Source organism: Olsenella sp. kh2p3 (genome assembly GCA_900119625.1).
Taxonomy (GTDB): domain Bacteria; phylum Actinomycetota; class Coriobacteriia; order Coriobacteriales; family Atopobiaceae; genus Tractidigestivibacter.
The window spans coordinates 142,194-162,438 of sequence record FPKD01000003.1; the positions used below are offsets into that span (position 1 = coordinate 142,194).

The following is a 20,245-nucleotide window of genomic DNA, read 5'->3' on the forward strand; positions in this document are numbered from 1 at the left end:
GTCTCACCAGGGGGGTACCGCCTACCCGCGGCGGCGCGTAAGGCGCCCAAGCACAGACTTGATGAAGCGCGACTCGGGCATCTTCAGCGCAATCGACAGCCCGTAGGTCACAAGAACCGCTGGCACGCCGCCTGCAATGCAATAGAGAATCGACGTCAGCGTGTGGCCGGCACAGTCCCCAACGAACGCGTTAAGAGCAGCGAGAATCCCCGCGCCCACGGCAGCGCCTACCAGCCCAATGAGGATCGACTTCACAAGCGACCCCAGAATGTCGCGAAGCCCAAGCGACCCAATGGCGTAGCGCAAAAACGCCACAATGACGATGTCCACCGCGAGGAAGAACAAGGCCGAGGTCAGCGAGACATACACTATGGCCTGAAACTCGCTTAGGCCCTGTGGCATGAGGAAGAGCAAAAGCACGACTTGCCACGCCGTGCCCACCACGCTCGCAATCGCGTAAAGGACCATCCGCCTCATTGCCGAGAAGACCTTCTGCAGGTACATGCACACACTGTAGAGCGGCAATGCGCACGCAAGGCCAAACAGATAGCCCGCCGTCATGGAGAGCTGGTCAGAGGTGAACTTCCCCGCCGCGACAATCGAGGTCAGCGGCATGGAAAAGACGATGAGGTACATCGCAAACGGCACCATGAAGAAGAGAATCTCGCTCAGTCCGGCAGAGATGCCCCGCTTAAAGCCAGCGTCATCGTTCTTTGCAAAGCTGTCGGATAGCTCCGTGAACATGGCCGTGGTGATGGGCACGGTAAGGATTGCATACGGCAGGGTGTACCAAAGGCGCGCGTAGTAGGCCACCGACGCGCCGGACACCGTCACGGAGAGCGCGGTGCTCTGCTGGACGGAGGTCTGGACAAATGACGTGATCATCACGACAAGCGAGGGGACGCCAATGGAAAGCGTCTCCTTGAGGTGGGGGTCATGCCAGTCGACGTGCCACGTAAGATGGATGCCGTGCTTGCGCAGCGAAGGCATCTGGCAGATAACCTGCACCGCTACGCCAAGCGGGTTGCCAATGGCCAGAATCACCGTTGCCAGCGTCGGGTTGGAGCCCACAAGCGCCGCATACAGCAGAAACGACGCCGTGACCACAAAGTTGTTGAAGATGGAGCTTGCACTGCTCCAGAAGTAGTCCCTCTCGGCGTTAAGCACGCCCGAGAAGATCGAAGACAGCGAGTAGAGCACAACCTCCACCACGAAGAACCTAAAGAGGTAGGTGGCAAAGCTTGCGTCGAACTCGCTTGTGGCCGAGAAAGACTGCGTCCACACAAGCTGGGCGGCAAAGACAAAGCCGAGAATGGCCACGCCGCCCATGAGTAGGATGATGATGGAGACGAGATTGGACGTGTAACGGCTAGCGCCCTCGGATCCCTCGCGCCGCTTGACCGACATGTAGACCGGCAGAAACGCCGTCACAAGCATGCCGCCAACGACAATCTCGTAGAGCTGGTTGGGCAGGTTGTTGGCCACCGAGTAGCAGCTGGCCACCATGCCGGCGCCAAGGGCAAAGCTCTGGCCCCAGGTGCGGAAGAAGCCGGTGATGCGGCTCACGATGACAAGGAAGCTCATAAGCGCGGCGTTGCGCCCCACCTGGTTCTCGGTGGACTCGGCCGCCTTGCTGCCCGTGGAAGTCTCACCTGTCACGCTGGGCGCAGGTCTCTTCTCGCTGGCAGCCATGTGCTTGGGCTTCAAGTCTTGGTTATCGCTCACCTGGTCTCCTCTCGGCAGATGTCGGCATACTTGGCGTCGCAGAACGCAAGCAGGTCGTCAGGGGCAAGGCGCAGGGAGAGTCCCCGCCTGCCACCCGAGATGCCAATGATGTCAAAGAGCTGGGCCGTCTCGTCTATGAGCGTGGGAAAGCGCTTCTTCATGCCCACAGGCGAGCAGCCACCGCGCACGTAGCCCGTGAGGCCCTCGAGCTCCTTGGTGGGAAGCATCGAAAGGCTCTTCTCGCCCGCGGCTGCCGCGGCCTTCTTGAAGTCGAGCTCCTCGCCCACGGGAATGCAGCACACCACGTAGGTGCCGGAAGGAGCCACCGTGACCAGCGTCTTGAACGAGGACGCCGGGTCGACGCCGGCCTCGAGCGCCATGCGCAGGCCCAGGCCTCGCGTGAGGTCATCCTCCTCGAACTCCTGATACGTGAAGGAGATGCCCGCACGCTCAAGCTCGCGCATGGCGTTGGTCTTCTGGAACTTCTCGCGCTTTGCCATGGCTACTCCTGCCCCTCCGCCAGTCTCGCGCGGTCGCGCTCAAGGATGCGGGCAAGGTAGCGGCCCGTATAGCTTCCGGGGACCTTGGCAACCTCCTCGGGCGTGCCGTAGGCCACGATGGTACCGCCGCCGTCGCCGCCCTCGGGGCCAAGGTCGAGCACGCGGTCGGCCATCTTGATGACGTCGAGGTTGTGCTCGATGACAAGGACGGTGTTGCCAGCGTCAACCAGACGCTCGAGCACGTCGATGAGCTGCCGAACGTCCTCGAAGTGCAGGCCTGTGGTGGGCTCGTCCAGGATGTAGAAGGTCTTGCCCGTCTGCTGGCGGTGGAGCTCCTTGGCAAGCTTCACGCGCTGGGCCTCGCCGCCGGAGAGCGTGGTGGCGCTCTGGCCCAGGTGGATGTAGCCCAGCCCCACGTCATGCAGGGTCTGCAGCTTGTTCTTGATGCGCGGGATGTTGGTGAAGAAGGCCAGCGCCTCATTCACGGTCATGTCAAGCACGTCCGAGATGGACTTGCCGTGGTAGGTGACCTCGAGCGTCTCCCTGTTGTAGCGCTTGCCGTGGCAGACCTCGCAGGGCACGTAGACGTCGGGTAGGAAGTTCATCTCGATCTTTATCTGGCCGTCGCCCTTGCACGCCTCGCAGCGCCCGCCGGGCACGTTGAAAGAGAAGCGGCCGGGGCTGTAGCCGCGCGCGCGGCTCTCGGGCGTGGACGCAAAGAGGGCGCGCAGGTCGTCCCAGAGGCCGATGTAGGTGGCGGGGTTCGAGCGCGGGGTGCGGCCGATGGGGCTCTGGTCGATGTCGATGACCTTGTCGATGAGCTCAACGCCCTCGAGCTTCTTGTACGAGCCAACGGGGCGCTTGGAGCGCTGGACGGCATTGGTGAGCGCCGGCGCCAGTGTGTCGGTAACAAGCGAGCTCTTGCCCGAGCCCGAGACACCCGTGACCACAGTGAACGTGCCTAGCTCGATTTTGGCGGTCACGCCCTTGAGGTTGTTTGCCGTGGCACCTGTGATCTTGATGGCTCCACGGCCGGGCTTGCGGCGCTCCTCCGGCAGGCGAATCTGGCGCCGGCCGGTGAGGTACGCGCCGGTCAGGGAGTCGGGGTTGGCCTCGATCTCTTGCGGCGTGCCGGCGGCCACCACGTGCCCGCCCAGCTCGCCCGCACCGGGGCCCATGTCGATCACGTAGTCGGCCGCGAGGATGGTGTCCTCGTCGTGCTCGACCACAATCACGGTGTTACCCATGTCGCGCAGGCTCTTGAGCGTTCCAATGAGGCGGTCGTTGTCGCGCTGGTGAAGGCCGATGGACGGCTCGTCCAGGATGTAGAGCACACCCATGAGCCCGGCGCCAATCTGCGTGGCAAGGCGGATGCGCTGCGCCTCTCCGCCAGAGAGCGTGGCGGCGGCGCGGCTAAGCGTGAGGTAGTCAAGGCCCACGTTCACCATGAAGCGCAGGCGCGCCTTGACCTCCTTGACGATTGGCCCAGCAATTGCCTGCTGACGCTCGGGGATCTCGAGCGCCTCAAAGAAGGCCAGGCAGTCGCGGCACGAGAGGTCGCAGACCTCGTTGATGTTCTTGCCGCCCACCGTGACGGCAAGAATCTCCGGCTTCAGGCGCGCACCATGGCAGGTTGGGCAGGGCACCTCGTGGATAAAGCGCTCAAGGTGTGTCTTCATGGTCTCGGAGGTGGTCTCCTGGTACTTGTCGAAGAGAATCTTCCGCACGCCGGAGTACGTGGTGAACCAGTGCGTGTTGCGACCATCTCGCGTGCGGTAGTCCACGCGGATCTTGGTGGTGCCCAAGCCGTCGAGAAGCGCCTTCTGCACCTTCTTGGGCAGGTCCTTCCAGGGCGTCTGGTCCGAGGCGCCAAGGTGCGCGCAGACGGCAGAGAGGATCTGCGGGTAGTAGTTGGAGTGGCCGAAGATCGAACCAAAGACACCCTCGGCAACGGAGAGCGAGGGGTCGTCGATCAGCGCCTCCGCGTCGACAACCTTGCGAAAGCCCAGGCCGTCGCAGTCCGGGCAGGCGCCGTAGGGCGCGTTGAACGAGAAGTCGCGCGGCTGCAGGTCGTCAATCGAGTGGCCGTGGATGGGGCAGGCCAGCGCCAGCGAGTACTGCAAAAGCTCGCCCGGCATGGCCTCGGGGTCATCGCGATCGGGCAGGAGGTAGACGCCCACCTTCCCCGCGGCCAGCTTGGTGGCCTGCTCGATAGCCTCCACGATGCGGTTGAGCGAGTTCTCGCGGATCACGATGCGGTCAACCACGACCTCGACCGTGTGCTTGAGCTTCTTCTCCAAGCGCACCTCGCCGTCGAGCTCGCGCACCTCGCCATCGATGCGCACACGGCTGAAGCCCTCGCGGCGCAGATCCTCGAAGAGCTTGGTGTACTCGCCCTTGCGGCCGAGAACCACGGGCGCCAGCACCAGTGCACGGCGTCCCTGCCCCTGGGCCAGGACCTTGTCGGCAACCTGGTCGGTGGTCTGGCGCTCAATCACGCGGCCGCACTCCGGGCAGTGGGGCACGCCCACGCGCGCAAAGAGAAGGCGCAGGTAGTCGTAGATCTCGGTGACGGTGCCCACTGTCGAACGCGGGTTTCTCGACGTGGTCTTCTGGTCGATGGAGACGGCGGGCGAGAGACCGTCGATAGAGTCGAGGTCGGGCTTGTCCATCTGGCCCAGGAACTGGCGGGCGTAGCTGGAGAGGCTCTCGACGTAGCGGCGCTGGCCCTCGGCGTAGATGGTGTCGAAGGCAAGGCTCGATTTGCCCGAGCCGGAGAGGCCCGTGATCACCGTGAGCTTGTCGCGCGGGATGCGCACGTCGACGTTCTGCAGGTTGTGCTCGCGGGCCCCGCGTATGACTATGGAGTTGGATGCCATGTGAGGTGGCTCCCCTCGTTGTTGCTTGCGAATCTGGTGGCAGGTTCTGCGGGACGACGTAGGACGGCGTCTCTCGCAGACGTTTTTAGCCAGCCTTTGAGTTTAGCTAAGCGGTGCCTCAGAACACAGCGTGGGCATTCTCGCACACGTCGCAACAACAATTCGTACGGTTAGCCACCGCCTTCCTCTGGCCTCCTCTCTCATCACCGCCCTTCGTTCTTTTGCGGTTTCTGTGAAAGAGAAACCACGTTTGCCCAGTTGGCGAGAGCGCCAACTCTCTGATACCGATAAAGAATGGAGCGATGGAGAGGCGGGAGCGGATGCGGAGAAGCGAGGAGGGCGGACGAGAAAATGCCCCGCCCTGCTGAATTAGTGATACCTACACCGCAAGGAGTCCAGCATCAAACGCTAACCGAGAGAGCGTCGAGCGCAGGAACGGCAGACATTACTATCGTTGCAGGAGGTGATGAACCCAAAAAACAAGCACCTGGCCAATGGGGCCAGGCGCTATACAAGTCAAACCAGTGAAAAGACTCCTCTAAGACTTGCAGCATTCGTCATTATGTAGGCAATCTCTTAACTCAGGAGGCACTGATGGGTCAATGCAGACGCAGGCATTTCATCGTTTTCACTCTGGCTCTGACAGTTTTTCTTGGCGGCATTTGTGGGCCAGCCGTTGCAAATGCAAGTGAGCCCGATGGTCGAGAGACAGTCGAAGCAACCTTTGATCTCGAGCTGAATCAGCCACAGTCAGAGACTGTTTATCTCTCTGATGGCAGGACGGCAGAAATCGGTATTCGCCCAGTATCGGCGATTTGCCCATTGTGGGATTCATACTATGACAACGCATCTGGCAACTGGGAGATTTACTATAACTCTCCTATAATCTACCGCCATTTTTATATCACTATTAGTAACCACGCAATTACTAATGCTCATAGCCCTTCCTATACAACTTTCCTCTGCACTGTTTCCGGAGAGAGCTTCAATTGGGAGAGTACCTACGCAACGTATCAGCTGAATGTTGACGCTGTGGGTGGAATGGGGTCGACAGTAGCAGTTCTCCAGGCACTGATGGAAGGCACAACCCTACACACGTATGCCAACTAGGAGGCGAGGTTATGAAATACGCAGGCCTGGGTGCGCCTGAGCCACTGATTATTGCGTGCGTTGCCATAGTGGTTGTGGCTCTCCTGCTTGTCGTACGTTCAATCACCAAGAAGCGATAGGTTAGTACCCCAAGAAGGACGTTACTTGCCATTTTCTCCAAAGAAGGTGGCCCGCCCCGTAATAATCAGGGCGGGCCACTTTGATGAGCCGTCGTAACGCCGCGACACTACGGAATCCGCTACGCCTTCTTGGGCTCCGACTTCTTGTCCTTGGAGTCCGGCATGATCCAGAACTTAAGCAGCGGGAAGCTCACGACAACGGCGGCCAGCGTGTTGACCGCAGAGGCAACGGTACCAGACAGGCCCGCGTCCCAACCAAAGGTGCTCTGGCAGAAGGCGGTCACATAGCTCGGCAGGATGAGGTTGACCACAACAATAAGCACGGCGAGCAGCGCATACTTCCAGGCAGCGTCCTTGAACGAGGTGTCGGAGTCAAACACCCAGAACATCTGCACGAAAAAGTTCACGACCTGCGCCAGCACCTCGGCGATGAGGAACGTGATGAAGCCGCCCAGGTAGTTCGAGCCGGCAGTGGTGTAGTCGAACAGCCAGAACTTGAACGGGCCGTTGAGCTGCATAGCGTTAATGAAGATTGCCGTGCCCACCCACGTGCACACAAAGCGCGTGATGGTTGAGATGTTCGACAGCACGTTGAACTTGATGAACTGCCAGAGCGTCTTGTGCTCCTCGGTCCAGGTCTTGAAGCTCATTGACTTGCCCCTTCCTTCCCGGCCACCCGGCCGATCAACCTACTTCCTCACACGGCCGCGCCGCCCCGCCCGACAGCGCGACCAACACACAGGAACTACTTGCCTGCCGAGGTAAGCGTCCCGTTGGTACGCGCATTGCCGATAAGGTTCGCGATAAAGGCGACAAGGATCGGCACGATAAACCAGAGGAACCAAACCAGGATGAAGCCCTCGCCGGTCGCAAGCTTGACGAGAAGCGCCGGTACGATACCCGCAAGGCCCCACCACTTGATCTCGCGCACAATGGCGTCGACCATGGCCACAGAGACCATGCCGTTGGTCATCTTGGCCAGCGCTCGCAGCGGCATGTTCCAGATGAACAGCACGTTGAGGTTGGGCTTGCCCGAGGCGTCGGCCGCGCGCTTCATGGCCGCAAGCACCAGCCACACTATCCAGAAGATTGGCGAGCGCCCGTGGCTGAGGTCGCAGAAGCACATGTTGCGGTCGATGCGCACCTTGGGGCTGGGGATGGGGTGGCCGAGGAGCGCCGCGAAGTGTGCGTCGTCCACGGTCTGGACCTTGCCCGTCTCGTAGGGCGTCACGTCGACGCCGGCATAGGGGTCGGCCGCATTGGTGCCCTCAACCTCAACAGTTCCAACAAGGCGAATATCCTCGCTTGAAGCGCCAACGCGTAGCTCGTAGGTACCGCCCTCGACCTCCCAGGCGTCGGTCGCCACGTTGAAGTAGCGGAACGCCTTGTCATCCAGGGCAATACTCACCTGCTTGCTCTCGTGCGCGGCAAGCTCCACGCGAGCAAAGCCCTTGAGCTCTTGGGCGGCGCGGAACACCTGGTGATTGGGCTTGGCCACGTAGAGCTGGCACACCTCGGTGCCCGCGCGGTCACCGTCGTTGGTAAGGGTGAAGGTCACGCCCTTGGGGGTCGCCTTGATGTCGCTGTATGAGAAGCTCGTGTACGAGAGGCCATAGCCAAACGGGTAGGCAACCTCGACGCCAGCCGTCTGATAGTAGCGATAGCCCACGTAGATGCCCTCACGGTACTCGGCGCTCATGCCCTGCGCCGGGAAGCGGTCCGCCGTAGGGGTGTCAGCCAGGCGCTTGGGCCAGGTCTCGGTGAGCTTGCCGGAGGGGTTCACGCGACCACACACCAAATCAAGCGCCGCGCCGGCGCCGGCCTGTCCGCCAAGCGCAAGGTAGAGCACCGCGCGGGCGTCTGCCACCCAGTCGGTCTCGACGCAAGAGCCAGCCGAGAGAAGCACGACCACGTTGGGGTTCACCTGTGAGATTGCGTGCAGGAGCTCGATCTGGTTGTCGTTCAGGCGCATGTTGCGACGGTCCGCGCCCTCGGACTCTGCAATCTCGTCGAGCGCCAGGCACGCAATGACAACGTCGGCGTGCTGCGCCAGCTCAACGGCGGCGTCGCGCTTGGCGGCATCCTCGCCGCCGTGGCGAAGGAAGCCCTGCTCGTACCCAACGAGCGTGAGGCCGCTCTCCCCCACCATGTCGAGAATGTCGTCGACCTGCGTGCAGTTGACCGCGGAAGACCCGGCGCCCTGGTAGCGCGGCTCGCGGGCAAAGTCGCCCACGAGGGCCACCTTGGTCCCGGCGACAAGCGGCAGCAGCGATCCCTCGTTCTTGAGAAGCACGGCGCCCTCAGCCGCAGCCTCGCGCGCAAGCGCGTGGTGGCCAGCCTTGTCAAACTCGCCCGTGGCGCCCTCGACGGCCGGATGCGTGGAGAGCACCAGCTCAAGCGCGTCGTCCACGCAACCGTCCAGCACCTCCTCGGAGAGGCGGCCGGAGTGCACTGCGGCAACCAGCTGACGTACGGAGTCCATGCCAGGCGCGGGCATCTCGAAGGTGGAGCCTGCCTCCACGCCGGCAACGTGGTCGTTCGAGCCGCCCCAGTCCGTGATCACGGCGCCGTCGAAGCCCCACTCGCCGCGCAGGATGTCACGCAGCAGGTGGCGGTTCTCATTGGCGTAAGTGCCGTTAATCAGGTTGTAGGAGCTCATGATCGACTTGGGGTGGGACTCGCGCACCACGATCTCGAAGGCCGTGAGGTAGTTCTCGCGCAGGGTGCGCTCGTCGACCACCGAGTTGGACGCCTGGCGACGCGTCTCCTGGCTGTTGGCGGCAAAGTGCTTGGGGCAGGCGGCAACGCCCTCGGACTGGATGCCGCGCACGTAGGACGCGGCCATCTTGCCCGCAAGGTAGGGGTCCTCGGAGAAGTACTCGAAGTTGCGCCCGCAGAGCGGCGAGCGCTTCATGCAGAGGCCCGGCCCCAGAAGCGTGCCCACGCCCTGGGCGGCAGCTTCCTCACCCAGTGCCTTGCCGATCTTCTCGCCCAGCGCCTCATCCCAGGTGTTGGCGACGGTGACCGCCGTGGGGAAGCAGGTGGCGGGCTCGGAGCCCGCGATTCCCAGGTGGTCTGCCGCGCCCAGCTGGTGGCGTAGGCCGTTGGGGCCGTCGGAGAACTCCATCACGGGAATGCCGAGGCGCTCGGAGTCCCAGCTCCCAAAAGTCGTAGCCCCCTGGAGGAGCGCGCACTTCTCCTCCAGCGTCATCTTCTCGATAATGTCTGCGTGCTTCATCGAACCCGCTCCCTCGCTTACATGGCGCCGCTGTGCGCCCTCAACTGCCTCAACTCTATTGCCCCACCCGTCACGCCGGGGAAAAGTGGCACATTCGGTCTGCCACGTGCCACGAATGGCCCACCCAAAGGGTGAGCGCCAGCTGCGGCCTGGCCTCCAACGTGACGGGAGAACCCCTTCCAGTCGTAACAGTAGGGGCGCCAAACAAGCCCGCGCCCCAAAGGTCGTAATCCGTCAAAACTGGGTCGCGGTCTGCACTTTGCCCGCGCCGACGCGTGCCCAACTCTGCGCCCGCTGCCCGCCCGCTCGGGTCGCGCAAATCCCCTCCTTCGCGTACCATGTTCTGGGGGAATGGAGGGGTGGCATGTATCGCATACTCATGGTCGAGGACGATGAACGCGAGGCCGAGACGCTTCGCCACAGCCTGGAGCGCTATGCGCGCGAGAATAACCTGGAGTTCCAGGTTAGCTGGGAGCGCTCGGCATTGGGTGCATCTTCGGGAGACGCGAAGTTCGATCTCATCTTCATGGACATTGGGCTTCCCGGAATCAACGGCATGGAAGCGGCTACGCTCATCCGCACCTACGACTCTGAGACGCCCATCATCTTTGTGACCAACCTCGCACAGTACGCGGTACGCGGTTACGAGGTAGACGCCCTGGACTTTGTGGTGAAGCCCGTCTCGTACTACAACTTCAAGATGCGCATGGACAAGGCAATGCGCATCTTGAAGCGCAACTCCGGCATGAATGTGGTGGTAACCTCCCACGACGGCCTGCGCGTGATTCCGGCAGCAGAGCTTGTGGCCGTCGAGGTCTCCAACCACAGCCTGGTCTACCACCTTGCAGACGGCAACACCTATGTGGTGCGCGGCAGCCTCTCGAAGACCGAGGAGGATCTCTCGCAGGCGCCCTTTGTGCGCATCTCGAACAGCTGCCTGCTCAACATGGCGTACGTGCGCACTGTGACTGGCTCGGAGGTGCGCACCACCACAGGCGAGACGTACTTCTTTAGCCGCTCGCGTCGCCGCGCCGCAGTGGACGAGATAGCCAAATACCTGGGTGGAAGCATCTGATGGACGCCAAGCTCGCTGTTAGCGCGGTGGCGACCGTGGCCCAGATTGCCTTTGCCATGCTCATCTTTGCGTGGTCGCTCCCCCGCCGCTCCCACTTCTGGGCGCGCTTGGTCGGGCTGGTTGCGACAGGGGTTGCCCTAACCCTTGTGGGGGTTGCCGTAGCGGGGGCCACCGGCATATCTACCACGGTGGGGCCCGCGCGCGTGCTCGCGGAGTTTGTTCTCTTCTCGATGGTGCTCGTGCTGGCTGTGCCGGTTTTGCTCGTCCTCTTCGACACCTCGGTGTGGGTGGCGCTCTTCTTTGCCACGGCGGGCTATACGCTCCAGAACCTCGCAAGTGGCGCAGAGGGCCTTCTGGTCTTCACCTTGGGCGAGAGAACCATCCCGCTGGAGCTTGCGGAGACGGCGGCAGTTACCTGCATTGTGTACCTCCTGGGCTACCTGGCATTTGCGCTCCCGGTACGGCGCCACGGACTTGCGGATGTCGAGGATCACGCGATGCTTGTTGTGGTTGCCGCGGTTCTTCTCGTGGTGATTGCTTTTGACCTTGTGAACAAGTCCCTGCCTGCCCTCGGCGCAAGCACCGGCGACGTGGTGCTTCTGCGGGTGATTCACGGCATATCCTGCGTGTTCATGCTTACCGTCGAGTTTGAGCTGCTCTACACGAGGAGTCTGCGCACAAACGTTGCCGCCATGGAGCGCGCCCGCGCCGACGATGCCAAGGGGCTGGAAGCTTCGCGCTCCAACGTGCGGGCAATCAACGTGCGCATGCACGACATCCGCCACCAGCTGCGCGATCTGGAGGCGTTGGACTTTGTTGGCGCCGACGCGCTCGATGACCTCGAGCGCCAGCTGAGCGTCTATGACGCTGCGGTGAAGACCGGAAACGTTGCCCTAGACACGGTGCTCACCGAGAAGGGGCTGATATGCGAGCGCGAGGGCATTGCCCTTGGCTGCGTGGCCGACGGAGACGCGCTCTCCTTTATGGCGCCGGCGGACATCTACTCGCTCTTTGGCGATGCCGTCGACAACGCAATAGAGGCTGTCGAGAAGCTCAATGACCCGGACAAGCGTGTGATTGACCTCACGGTGAGAGACACCGGCGGCATGGTGAGCGCACACGTGGAGAACTACTTCCGCGGAGACGTGCGACTCGCCAACGGGCTGCCGCTTGCGCAGACGCGCCAGGATGCCCGCGGTTTTGGCGCGCGTCACATGCGCGCTGTTGTAGAGCGCTACGGGGGTTCGATCACCACTAGCACCGAGGGCGACCTCTTTCGCCTCGATGTGATTGTCCCGCTGCCGTCCAAGGGGGTGGCGCGTAGGTGAGCGCAACCATTATTGCCGTCATGACAAGGGCGGCCCTCATCCTTGCGGTAACCATATCTGCCCAGCTTGCGATTGCAGTAGGGATGTTCACAACGATTCTTCCCCCGCGCAGCCACGTTGTGGCGCGAGCCGTAGCGTCGTATGCGGCGTTGGCGCTTGTGTCGTTTGCGCTCTACAGGAACTCACTGATTGTCTCGGTCTTCTCGCCGCGGCTGGTCTCCTTCTTGGCGGAGGCCCTGGACTTTGTGGCCATGCTGGCGGTTATGGTTGCGGCGCTGGCCTTCTGCTTTGAGGTGTCCATTTGGACGGCACTCTTCTGTGCGACGGCGGGCTACATCATCCAGAACCTGGCAAGCTGCGTGACCTACTCGGCGTTCCTGCTTGCCGAGGGCACGGGAACCAACATGGCAAGCCCGCTCTTCCTGCCGCTTAACCTGCTGGGAATGGCCGTGGTCTACCCCGTGTGCTACTGGCTGTTTGTGCGGCCAATCCACAAGAACGGCCTAGTGGAGATCGAGAACAAAAAGATCCTTCTGGTGCTGGCGCTGGTGGTTCTCATCGCCATTGTCTTTGATATGGAGAACAAATACCTGCTCAACGCAGGCATTCCCGTGCCATTTGTGATGGTGCTTCGCGCCGTGCACGACGTGATATGCGTCTTCTCGCTGGTGCTGGAGTTTGAGATGCTCTACTCGCGCCAGCTGGAGTCCGATGTCGCAACCCTGGAGCGCATGGACGCAGATCAGGAGGCCCACTACACCCTCATGCGCGAGAGTGTCGAGGCCGTGAACGCGCGCATGGAGGCAATGCGTCAGCACGTGCGCGCAGCAGCACGTGAGGGCGGAGCCAGCACGGCAAAGCTCAAAGAGCTGGCGAGCGAAACGCGCATGTCCGAGCTGCGGCTAAGAACCGGAAACGACGCCCTGGACGCACTGCTCTTTGTAAAGGGCCTGGTGTGCGAGCGAGAGGGCGTGACCCTCTCGTGCATTGCCGACGGCTCGGCGTTGGCGTTCATGGACCCCGTCGACATCTACTCGCTGGTGGGAAACGCCCTCGACAACTCACTGGACGCCGTGCGCAAGGTGGCAGACCCCGAGAAGCGCGCGATTGGCCTGGTGGCGCGACGTATGGGCGGGATGCTCACGCTTAACGTGACCAACTACTTTGACGGCGCGGTGACGATGGTCGACGGGCTGCCCAAGACCACGGCTGCCGATCCAACCGGACACGGGCTTGGTTCGCGCTCCATGCGAGACGTTGCCGAGAAGTACGGCGGCACCGTGACCTTTAGCAGCGACGGGGACGTTTTCCACGTGAACGCACTCATTCCGATTCCGGAGGAGTAGGGTCTGCGCGGGTGCCGCTGGCGGTGGGGGAGCTCGCCGGCGCCAGTGGGCCCCTCTGCAGATGCCGACGGGCTCCTCGCTGGTGCCGACGGGCTCCTCCACCGATGCTCACGGGCCGAAACTCGACGTTTTTCTCGGCTATTACGTTGTTATGTGTATGATTTTAGCCCCACGAGATCCAGCGTATGACCCTACGCCAGCGTGACCAACAGCGCCATCTTGAAGCGCTTGTCGGCGCGCACGGCATGGCGACCGCCCGCATCAAACTTGAAGGTCTGGCCGGCACGGACGAGGTTCTCGACGCCCTCGTAGGTAATGGTTGCCTCGCCGTCCAGCGCAAACACAAGGGCATCGCCTGGGGCGGCATGCTCGGAGAGGCCGGTACCGGCATCAAAGCTCATGAGAACGAACTTCATGCTGTCGTTGTGCGCCAGGTCCATGTTCACGATGCGCCCGTCCTGGTAAGGGATGAGGTCCTTCAGAGTGAACGCCTCACCCGGCTTGATGACGCTGTTCATGGCAGTTCCCTTCTCGAGCGAAAGCTCAACGTAAACGGTGTCCTTCTCGGCGCGCATGCCCACGGGGACATTCGTGGGCGTGACCACTGCCTGGCCGGCGCCGGCAACAGCAGGTGCGGCACCCGTGATCTGCGCCTCACCGGCAACAACGAGCTCCAGCCTATGATAGCCGTAGAGCTCAGCGCTGATGTCGGTCCCGGCGCCAAGGCTAAAGTACGAGAGGCCGTTTCCACCGGCCTCCCAAACCGGATGCGAAACCGTGCAGCCCGCGACAGGCGGGTTGTCTGCGGCAATATCAAATGTGTGTCCCGCGGTCTCATTCATACGCGACACTCCTCTCTTAGGGTGACAAGGCAATGGTGCCCTGCTGCGGCGAGAAGAAATGTTGTCGTAGCAACAATTATGGAGCCTTGAGTTCAGTTTGAGGTAAAGGGGGCCGAGAGTCGCGATAACCATCGCTCCCAATGAATGACATTTCACCCCTATTTCACCCCTCCGGGCAAAATGGGACATAAATAATGAAATAGGTCGGACGAGGAATACCCCATCCGACCTGCGAATACACTGGAGCCAGCAATCAGACTCGAACTGATGACCCCCGCTTTACGAGAGCGGTGCTCTACCAACTGAGCTATGCTGGCCTGCGCTTGAGCGCCCAACTACTATACGGGGACGCGCCCTGCTTTGCAAGCGTCAGCGCGGATTTCTCCATGGATTCCCTCGCCGCTTGCCTCCGCTGGGATGCCCTTCGTGACCCAATACTGCAGATTTCGAGTGGTTAGACTCACTCTTGCAAAACTCGATCGATAAATGGATGCTAACCAATCGGAATCTGCAGGACCATTATCTACCTGCAAACATCGGTTGGTTAGGCCACGCTAATCAATCGATTTTTGCAATAACGCAGCCTTCGCTAATCTCACCACGCCGGCAAAGCGGAGAGCAGCCAGCCCTCAACGGGGAACAGCAAGCCTCCAGTGCCAAGATAGCTTCCAGCACTCCCAGCACAAGAGCGTCCCCTGCAAATAATCCAAACTGTCGGCGCCGTGCCAGCAGAAAGAGCCCAATCGCTATGATGGGGCCTACGCAGACAGAGAGAGGCAGGGGGCGAGCATGTCATACAGTGCGCACGGCTACTTCCCCTCCCCCGCCGAGCTCCTCCCACACGTTGTACGCACCCAGTCTGGCCTGGCCGTCATTCACACAACGCACGCGCGCGACGTATGGCAGCGAATCCTCAGCACCGGAGGCGTCTGGCAGTCCGCAACGCTCCTGGGTCCCCGGCGCATGGAACCCCCGTTTGCCTACCACCGAGCCTTCGGTCGCATCTTTGACCTGGTGCCCCACGCCCAGCGACTTCTCGCCATTGGTGGCGGTGGCTTTGCCTTCCCCAAGTACGTTGCCGAGAAGCACCCGGCTGTCGTGACCGATGTGGTCGAAATCGACCCCGCCGTCATCGACATCGCGCGGCGCTGGTTCTACCTCGACGAGGCCAGCGAACTGCAACAGCACGGCGGGGGCCAGCTCAACGTGATCTGCGCGGACGGCAGACGGGTGCTCGATGATGCCGCGCCATCCTTGTATGACGCCGTCGTCTTGGACGCCTTTATCCGCGATACGCCCGTGCTCTCCCTTGCCACCGCAGAGGCGTTCCAAGCTGCCCACCAGGCCCTTTCTCCACACGGCGTTCTTCTCGCCAACGTGGTTCCAGACGAGAACGACCCAGGCAACGGCTTTCTTAGAAGCGTCGCCGCAGGCCTTGTGGCAACCTTCTCCCACGTAGAAATCACTCTGGTGGTCGACCACCAGAACGTCGGCGAGAACTACATCGTCTTTGCCTCGGACGCCCCACTCGACCTGCCCGACGCCATCCCCTTTGAAGAGGACTTTCTCGGCGACGCCCTCCACGACAGCACGCTGTAAGGCAGTTGCTGGCAACGTCGCCGGAAGGCGCAAAATGTTGCAATTCTCGCCAAACAAGGCCCTCTGGAGACAAATTGTCTCCAGAGGGCCGTTTGTGTTGCAAACGCTGCCAAAAGGGGCCTTCCGGCGACACGGGAGCGAGCGACGCAAGAGTCGAGAGGCACGCGGTGCCCTACAGCATCCTTAGCACGCCGCGGACCAGTCGCTCGAAGTCCTCGGAGTAGCGCTCGGCACACGCCAGCACGGAGCCGTGATCTGTATCAGCAGAGCCGGCCATGTTGGTGGCAAGCGTGAGTCCCAGCACGTTCATGTCAAGAGCGCGGGCCATGATGACCTCGTTCACCGTAGACATGCCCGCAAACGAGACGCCCAGCAAGCGCAGGGCGGCAACCTCGGCGGGAGTCTCGAACGAAGGTCCCAGCATCCCTGCATAGACGCCCTGCTGCAGCCCAATGCCGGCGTCGTCGGCCACGCCCTGGGCAATCGTGCGCAGATAGGGCGAGAAGGCCGCGCTCATGTCGACGAACGGCGTGTCGACGTCGCGCAGCTCATCCCACTCGGCAAGCGGGTTTCTCCCCGTAAAGTTGATCTGGTCCGTGAGAATGCCAAGGCCCACCTTGGCATTGCCCTCAACCGCCCCCGTCGCGCACGCAAAGATGATGTCACGGCAGCCAAGGCGGAACGCGTGACGCACAAGACATGTCACCTCGGAGGCGGAGTAGCCCTGGTAGAGGTGAATGCGGCCGGGATAGACAACCACGGGCACGTCGTCGATGGTGCCAACCGTAGCCTCGAAGTCATGCCCCCTCACGGGACGCGCGGACTCCGGGAAGCCCTCGATGTCGTGGTAGTCGATGCGGCGCACGGGTTTGACGAGCTTGGCCAGATGCCCCAGGCCCGTCCCCAGCACAATGGCAACGGGGTGCTCCACAGAGGGCTTGCAGGACTCAACCGTCTCTTCGCTAACCACGCAGATCCCCTCCTCCTCGAGGAGCCGGGCATAGACGCCCTCCCCCTCGGTCACGCTTCCGGTATAGGTACCATCGTAAATGACGTGGACCCCGCATGACGGGCTTTTTGCCTTGAGGACGGCAAGCGGTGCCCCCGCGCGGCGCGCAACGGCAAGCATCTTCTCGCTTCCGCGCAGGAAGTCCTCGGTCACGTCGGTGCCGTCGCGGAGCCACACGCGTCCCTCGCGCTGCTCCGCAGGCGGTCGGGGCACGGGCAGACGTGCGGCGGTCTCGGGGCACACCGGCGTCACGTCGAGCTTTTTGGCAAGGTCGATAACCGCCTGACACGGCTTGGCGCCCCCGTCGTAGCGTACCGGCCTCCCCAGAAGGCAGGCACTCACTATCGCACGCATAGGCACTCCCCTCTCGCAGCACGGCCGTCACCCGCACAAGCGGCGAGAACGGCGGCGCGTTCTTCTCGACACATCAAAATTGTCATCAAAAAGGGGACGGGGCGCAATGCCCCGTCCCCACAAGGACGCGCTTGGTGTAACCCCTAGACCGTCAGCGAGCTAATCTGGATGGAGGTCTTGGAGAGCAGCGTGTTGACGTAGGTCGTCCACTCGCTCGACGCCTGCGAGGCGGCGGTGGAGTAGTTGGAGTACGCCACGTAGTAGGCCTGCTCGGCGGCAGCGTAGCTCGCGGAGTCGTTGGAGATGGAGTAGGTCGAGAGCGCCGAGTAGTACGCGCCATCGGTGCTGGCCCAGGTGTTGTTCGCGGAGTCCCACTCGTCGCCGGCGAGGCCGATGATGTACTGCGCGTAATCGGCCGACGTGGTGTCCTCGTTGCCGTCGGAGGGAGCGGTGGGGGCGGTGGGCTGGTCGGGGACCGTGGTGGTGATCACGGAGTCGCGGAGCTTCTTGATGACCGCGGCGTCGTGGAGGAGCGACTTTGTGGCGTCCTCGTCCAGGCCGTAGTTGGAGCCGATGGTCGCAAAGTCGTCGGTACCAAGGGTGCTCTGTGCGTAGCTGCTCACGTCGTCGTCGGTCACGGTGATGTTCTGGCTCTCTGCCTCCGCAAGGACGACCTTGTTGCGTGCATAGCTCAGGATGTCGTCCGCAGAGGGGACGTTGTAGGAACCGTCACTGTTTGCCTGGTTCTCGAGCGACCCGTTCTGCTGCAGCACCTCGCGCGCGGTGATCGCGTGGCTGGAGCCGTCATAGGTGTACGTCGCGATGGTCGAGTCGAGGTCCGACTCGCTGAGGGCCGTCTTTCCCGATGCGGTACCGGAGCCGTTCGAAAGCAGGAAGTGGCCGCAAAGGACGCCCACGACCAAGGCGACCGCGCAGATCGCAATCCAGACGGGCGTGCCCAGCGAGCGCTTTGCGCCCTTGGGTGCCTTGGGGGCACCGTTCTTCTCGATGGTGCTGTCTGCCATGTGCTCACCTCTCGAATCGGCGCGGGGTTCCCGCGCCATGGTTCTCTCATAGAAACCCAGCAGATACATACGGTTGGCATTCTACCCTAGAGCCAACGCGCGCCCGGCTCAACGCGGCGCGCTCCCCCGCGTTAGCACATGCACGCAACCAACCTTAAAGAGGGGGCGAGAAATGCGCCGTACGGGTCCAACGGGCGCGGCCTACGCCGGTGCCCCTACTTGGCCTTGCCCTTGGCAATAGCGAGAATGTCGCCCGAGAACTGCTTGATGTAGCCGTTGCCGCTCTCCGCGTCAAACTTCACGCGCGAGACAAGCTCCTTGGCCGTCTTCTTGGAGATGTCGCCGCCGGCGAAGGCGAGAAGCCCCTCGAGCATGTCGCGGTACTCGGCATCGCCGTGGTAGCACTGGATCGCCTCGTCCAGAAGCGGCCAGGCCTCGTCGGAGCGCGCGGGAGAGGTGGCCCCCAGGCGGCAGAGGAAGAGGAACGCTGCCAGGCGCACCGTCGCGGAGTCGTCGTCGAAGAGCGACGCCTCGGCGCCGTCGAAGGCGGCGCTCACCTGGTCGGCGTATGCGTCCGTCATGGTGGAGAGGGCGTCGAGCACCTCCCAGCGCGTCTGTGCCTCCGGGCGGTCAAGGGCGTCGATCAGCGCGTCGATGTGGCCGGCGAGCAGCGACGGGTCCTTTGCCGCCACGGCCGCGATGTCCTGCGACACCTCCTGACGGTGCCTACGGCTCGATGCCGAAAGGCCGTCAATCAGGGTCGCGACGCCCGCCGCGCTCATAGTCTTGTTGTTCTCCTCTGCCATTGCCAAGTCTCCTCTCTTAGCCCCGCGCTACTCGTGGAAGCCGTCTACCACGACGGTTCCACTCTTGGGGTCCTGGTGGATGTCGATAAAGCCAAGCTTCGCTGCCTCGCGGATGAGCGCCGTGAAGGAACGGTACCCAAACGAGCCCTCCGAGAACTGCGGACGCTTGCGGCGCATGGTGTCCTTCAGACGACTTGCCAGGATGAACGAGTCGCTCTCGCGCTGCAGAGCGTCGATGGTCTCGAAGAGCAGCTGGTAGCAGGGCTGCTTCTCCTTGGGAACCTTCTGCGAGAAGTCCGGGATGCCCGCCGAGCGGGTGAGGTCCTCGTAGAAGATGAACTCGTCGCAGACCTCGGCCAGAAGCGAACTGGTTGACTCCTTCATGCCCACGCCAATGACCGTCTTACCAAACTCCTTGAGCTTGGAGACAAGCGGCGAGAAGTCCGAGTCACCGGAGAGAATCGCAAAGGTGTCGATGTGGTCCTTGGTGAGACACATCTCGACGGCGTCCACGGCAAGGCGGATGTCGGCCGAGTTCTTGCCGGTGTAGGCGCGGTCCGGTATCTCGATGAGCTCGATGCCCAGCTCGTGCAGGGGCGTGACGGCAGTGTCGAAGCGCTGCCAGTCGCAGTAGGCGCGCTTGGCCGTGATGCGGCCCTTGTCGACCAGGCGCTCCAGGATGAGCTTGACGTCGGGCGCGGGGCCCGGCTCCTGGTGGCCGTTCCGCTTGCGCTTTCCGGTGCCCAGCGCAAGGTTCTCGTAGTCTATGAACACCGCAATGGAGCTCTGCGGCATGTCGGTGGTTGCCATCTAGTGCCTGGTTCCCTTCTCGACGTTGGCGCCGGTCTCGGCGTTTGGGGTTTCTGCCTGGACGCTCATGAGTTCCGGCTCGGGCTTGCCCTCCTTGCGCGCCTTGCGAACGGCACGTCTGCGGGCCTTCTCGGCCTCGGTGCGATTGGTCTGGTCCTTGTTCACGTTGAAGTACTTGTCGGCGAACTTCCAGGGACCGACGGACTCGCCAAAGCCGATCTTTGCCCCGGCAAGTGCGCCAGCCATGAGCCCAAGGACCAGGCCAGCGAGCGTGAGCAGCTGGACAGCCCACACCATGGCAGAGACTGCGACGCCCACCAAGATGATCTTGAGGTTGGCGATGTGGAAGTCGCGCTTCTCGACGCACTTCTTGCCCATCTCCTCGCCCACGTGCTCGCCAATGACAAGGCCAAAGGCAAAAAGCATGATCACGAAGATGGCAACAGCGAAGCTGCCTGTGCCAAGGCTGTTCTCGTCCAT

General features: G+C 62.4%; 16 protein-coding genes and 1 tRNA gene. 5 read left to right on the forward strand and 12 right to left on the reverse strand.

The genetic code is table 11. From position 1 onward, the window contains the following. Window positions 1-21: 21 nt before the first annotated feature. From murJ to uvrA, 3 genes are read right to left on the reverse strand one after another with little or no spacing between them, the layout of a single operon-like run. Window positions 22-1,725: a murein biosynthesis integral membrane protein MurJ gene (murJ, locus tag BT122_RS05675; protein WP_286130316.1), complete on the reverse strand. Its 1,704-nt coding sequence runs from the start codon at window positions 1,723-1,725 to the stop codon at window positions 22-24. After that, a complete protein-coding gene (gene ybaK, locus BT122_RS05680; protein ID WP_072355014.1) occupies window positions 1,722-2,225 on the reverse strand; it encodes a Cys-tRNA(Pro) deacylase in 504 nt (167 codons plus the stop codon). The genes murJ and ybaK overlap by 4 nt, the downstream gene beginning before the upstream one ends. A gap of 2 nt (window positions 2,226-2,227) precedes the next feature. After that, window positions 2,228-5,104 carry an excinuclease ABC subunit UvrA gene (gene uvrA, locus BT122_RS05685; RefSeq protein ID WP_072355015.1) on the reverse strand — a complete coding sequence of 959 codons (2,877 nt, stop codon included), beginning with the start codon at window positions 5,102-5,104 and terminating at the stop codon, window positions 2,228-2,230. 594 nt (window positions 5,105-5,698) lie between these two features. On the opposite strand from uvrA, the gene BT122_RS10855 reads away from it, so the two are divergent. Next, window positions 5,699-6,214, forward strand: coding sequence for a DUF5626 family protein (locus BT122_RS10855; protein ID WP_143189984.1), 516 nt, complete (start codon window positions 5,699-5,701; stop codon window positions 6,212-6,214). A 238-nt stretch (window positions 6,215-6,452) separates the two neighbouring features. Here BT122_RS10855 and BT122_RS05690 read toward each other — a convergent pair whose 3' ends face one another. Both BT122_RS05690 and BT122_RS05695 read right to left on the reverse strand, forming a co-directional pair. Beyond that, window positions 6,453-6,983: a GtrA domain-containing protein gene (locus BT122_RS05690; RefSeq protein ID WP_072355016.1), complete on the reverse strand. Its 531-nt coding sequence runs from the start codon at window positions 6,981-6,983 to the stop codon at window positions 6,453-6,455. 95 nt (window positions 6,984-7,078) lie between these two features. Beyond that, window positions 7,079-9,571 carry a glycoside hydrolase family 3 C-terminal domain-containing protein gene (locus BT122_RS05695; protein WP_072355017.1) on the reverse strand — a complete coding sequence of 831 codons (2,493 nt, stop codon included), beginning with the start codon at window positions 9,569-9,571 and terminating at the stop codon, window positions 7,079-7,081. Between the two features lie 364 nt (window positions 9,572-9,935). Here BT122_RS05695 and BT122_RS10965 point away from each other — a divergent pair, with 364 nt between their 5' ends. The 3 genes from BT122_RS10965 to BT122_RS05710 are packed head-to-tail and all read left to right on the forward strand — an operon-like array spanning window position 9,936 to window position 13,320. Further along, window positions 9,936-10,646, forward strand: coding sequence for a LytR/AlgR family response regulator transcription factor (locus tag BT122_RS10965; RefSeq protein WP_072355018.1), 711 nt, complete (start codon window positions 9,936-9,938; stop codon window positions 10,644-10,646). Further along, the gene (locus BT122_RS05705) at window positions 10,646-11,974 is read left to right on the forward strand and encodes an ATP-binding protein (RefSeq protein ID WP_072355019.1); all 1,329 of its coding nucleotides are present in this window, start codon (window positions 10,646-10,648) and stop codon (window positions 11,972-11,974) included. Before BT122_RS10965 ends, BT122_RS05705 begins: the two co-directional genes overlap by 1 nt. Next, entirely contained in the window at window positions 11,971-13,320 is a 1,350-nt protein-coding gene (locus BT122_RS05710; protein WP_072355020.1) for an ATP-binding protein, read from the forward strand. Before BT122_RS05705 ends, BT122_RS05710 begins: the two co-directional genes overlap by 4 nt. 191 nt (window positions 13,321-13,511) lie before the next feature. Here the strand turns inward: BT122_RS05710 and BT122_RS05715 are convergent, their stop codons facing one another. After that, the gene (locus tag BT122_RS05715; protein ID WP_072355022.1) at window positions 13,512-14,162 is read right to left on the reverse strand and encodes a cupin domain-containing protein; all 651 of its coding nucleotides are present in this window, start codon (window positions 14,160-14,162) and stop codon (window positions 13,512-13,514) included. 241 nt (window positions 14,163-14,403) lie between these two features. Next, window positions 14,404-14,479, reverse strand: a tRNA-Thr gene (locus tag BT122_RS05720). A gap of 472 nt (window positions 14,480-14,951) precedes the next feature. Here BT122_RS05720 and BT122_RS05725 point away from each other — a divergent pair. Beyond that, a complete protein-coding gene (locus BT122_RS05725) occupies window positions 14,952-15,761 on the forward strand; it encodes a spermidine synthase (protein ID WP_072355023.1) in 810 nt (269 codons plus the stop codon). Between the two features lie 172 nt (window positions 15,762-15,933). On the opposite strand, the gene BT122_RS05730 is transcribed toward BT122_RS05725, so the two are convergent. The 5 genes from BT122_RS05730 to BT122_RS05750 all read right to left on the reverse strand — a co-directional run bounded on the left by BT122_RS05730 (window position 15,934) and on the right by BT122_RS05750 (window position 20,245). Further along, window positions 15,934-17,124, reverse strand: coding sequence for a purine-nucleoside phosphorylase (locus BT122_RS05730; protein ID WP_072355024.1), 1,191 nt, complete (start codon window positions 17,122-17,124; stop codon window positions 15,934-15,936). A gap of 143 nt (window positions 17,125-17,267) precedes the next feature. After that, a complete protein-coding gene (locus BT122_RS05735) occupies window positions 17,268-18,149 on the reverse strand; it encodes a hypothetical protein (RefSeq protein ID WP_286130317.1) in 882 nt (293 codons plus the stop codon). Between the two features lie 215 nt (window positions 18,150-18,364). After that, window positions 18,365-18,955 carry a hypothetical protein gene (locus tag BT122_RS05740; RefSeq protein ID WP_072355025.1) on the reverse strand — a complete coding sequence of 197 codons (591 nt, stop codon included), beginning with the start codon at window positions 18,953-18,955 and terminating at the stop codon, window positions 18,365-18,367. A gap of 27 nt (window positions 18,956-18,982) precedes the next feature. Next, window positions 18,983-19,765: an NYN domain-containing protein gene (locus BT122_RS05745; RefSeq protein ID WP_032111494.1), complete on the reverse strand. Its 783-nt coding sequence runs from the start codon at window positions 19,763-19,765 to the stop codon at window positions 18,983-18,985. Next, a complete protein-coding gene (locus tag BT122_RS05750) occupies window positions 19,766-20,245 on the reverse strand; it encodes a hypothetical protein (protein ID WP_072355026.1) in 480 nt (159 codons plus the stop codon).

Bases quoted from the DNA above. Each gene is read 5' to 3' on its own strand.
- BT122_RS05715 (WP_072355022.1), bottom strand. From the start codon at position 14,162: ATGAATGAGACCGCGGGACACACATTTGATATTGCCGCAGACAACCCG.
- BT122_RS10855 (WP_143189984.1), top strand. From the start codon at position 5,699: ATGGGTCAATGCAGACGCAGGCATTTCATCGTTTTCACTCTGGCTCTG.
- BT122_RS05690 (WP_072355016.1), bottom strand. From the start codon at position 6,983: ATGAGCTTCAAGACCTGGACCGAGGAGCACAAGACGCTCTGGCAGTTC.
- BT122_RS05750 (WP_072355026.1), bottom strand. From the start codon at position 20,245: ATGGACGAGAACAGCCTTGGCACAGGCAGCTTCGCTGTTGCCATCTTC.
- uvrA (WP_072355015.1), bottom strand. From the start codon at position 5,104: ATGGCATCCAACTCCATAGTCATACGCGGGGCCCGCGAGCACAACCTG.
- BT122_RS10965 (WP_072355018.1), top strand. From the start codon at position 9,936: ATGTATCGCATACTCATGGTCGAGGACGATGAACGCGAGGCCGAGACG.
- BT122_RS05730 (WP_072355024.1), bottom strand. From the start codon at position 17,124: ATGCGTGCGATAGTGAGTGCCTGCCTTCTGGGGAGGCCGGTACGCTAC.
- ybaK (WP_072355014.1), bottom strand. From the start codon at position 2,225: ATGGCAAAGCGCGAGAAGTTCCAGAAGACCAACGCCATGCGCGAGCTT.
- BT122_RS05705 (WP_072355019.1), top strand. From the start codon at position 10,646: ATGGACGCCAAGCTCGCTGTTAGCGCGGTGGCGACCGTGGCCCAGATT.
- BT122_RS05740 (WP_072355025.1), bottom strand. From the start codon at position 18,955: ATGGCAGAGGAGAACAACAAGACTATGAGCGCGGCGGGCGTCGCGACC.
- BT122_RS05725 (WP_072355023.1), top strand. From the start codon at position 14,952: ATGTCATACAGTGCGCACGGCTACTTCCCCTCCCCCGCCGAGCTCCTC.
- BT122_RS05695 (WP_072355017.1), bottom strand. From the start codon at position 9,571: ATGAAGCACGCAGACATTATCGAGAAGATGACGCTGGAGGAGAAGTGC.
- BT122_RS05745 (WP_032111494.1), bottom strand. From the start codon at position 19,765: ATGGCAACCACCGACATGCCGCAGAGCTCCATTGCGGTGTTCATAGAC.
- BT122_RS05735 (WP_286130317.1), bottom strand. From the start codon at position 18,149: ATGGCAGACAGCACCATCGAGAAGAACGGTGCCCCCAAGGCACCCAAG.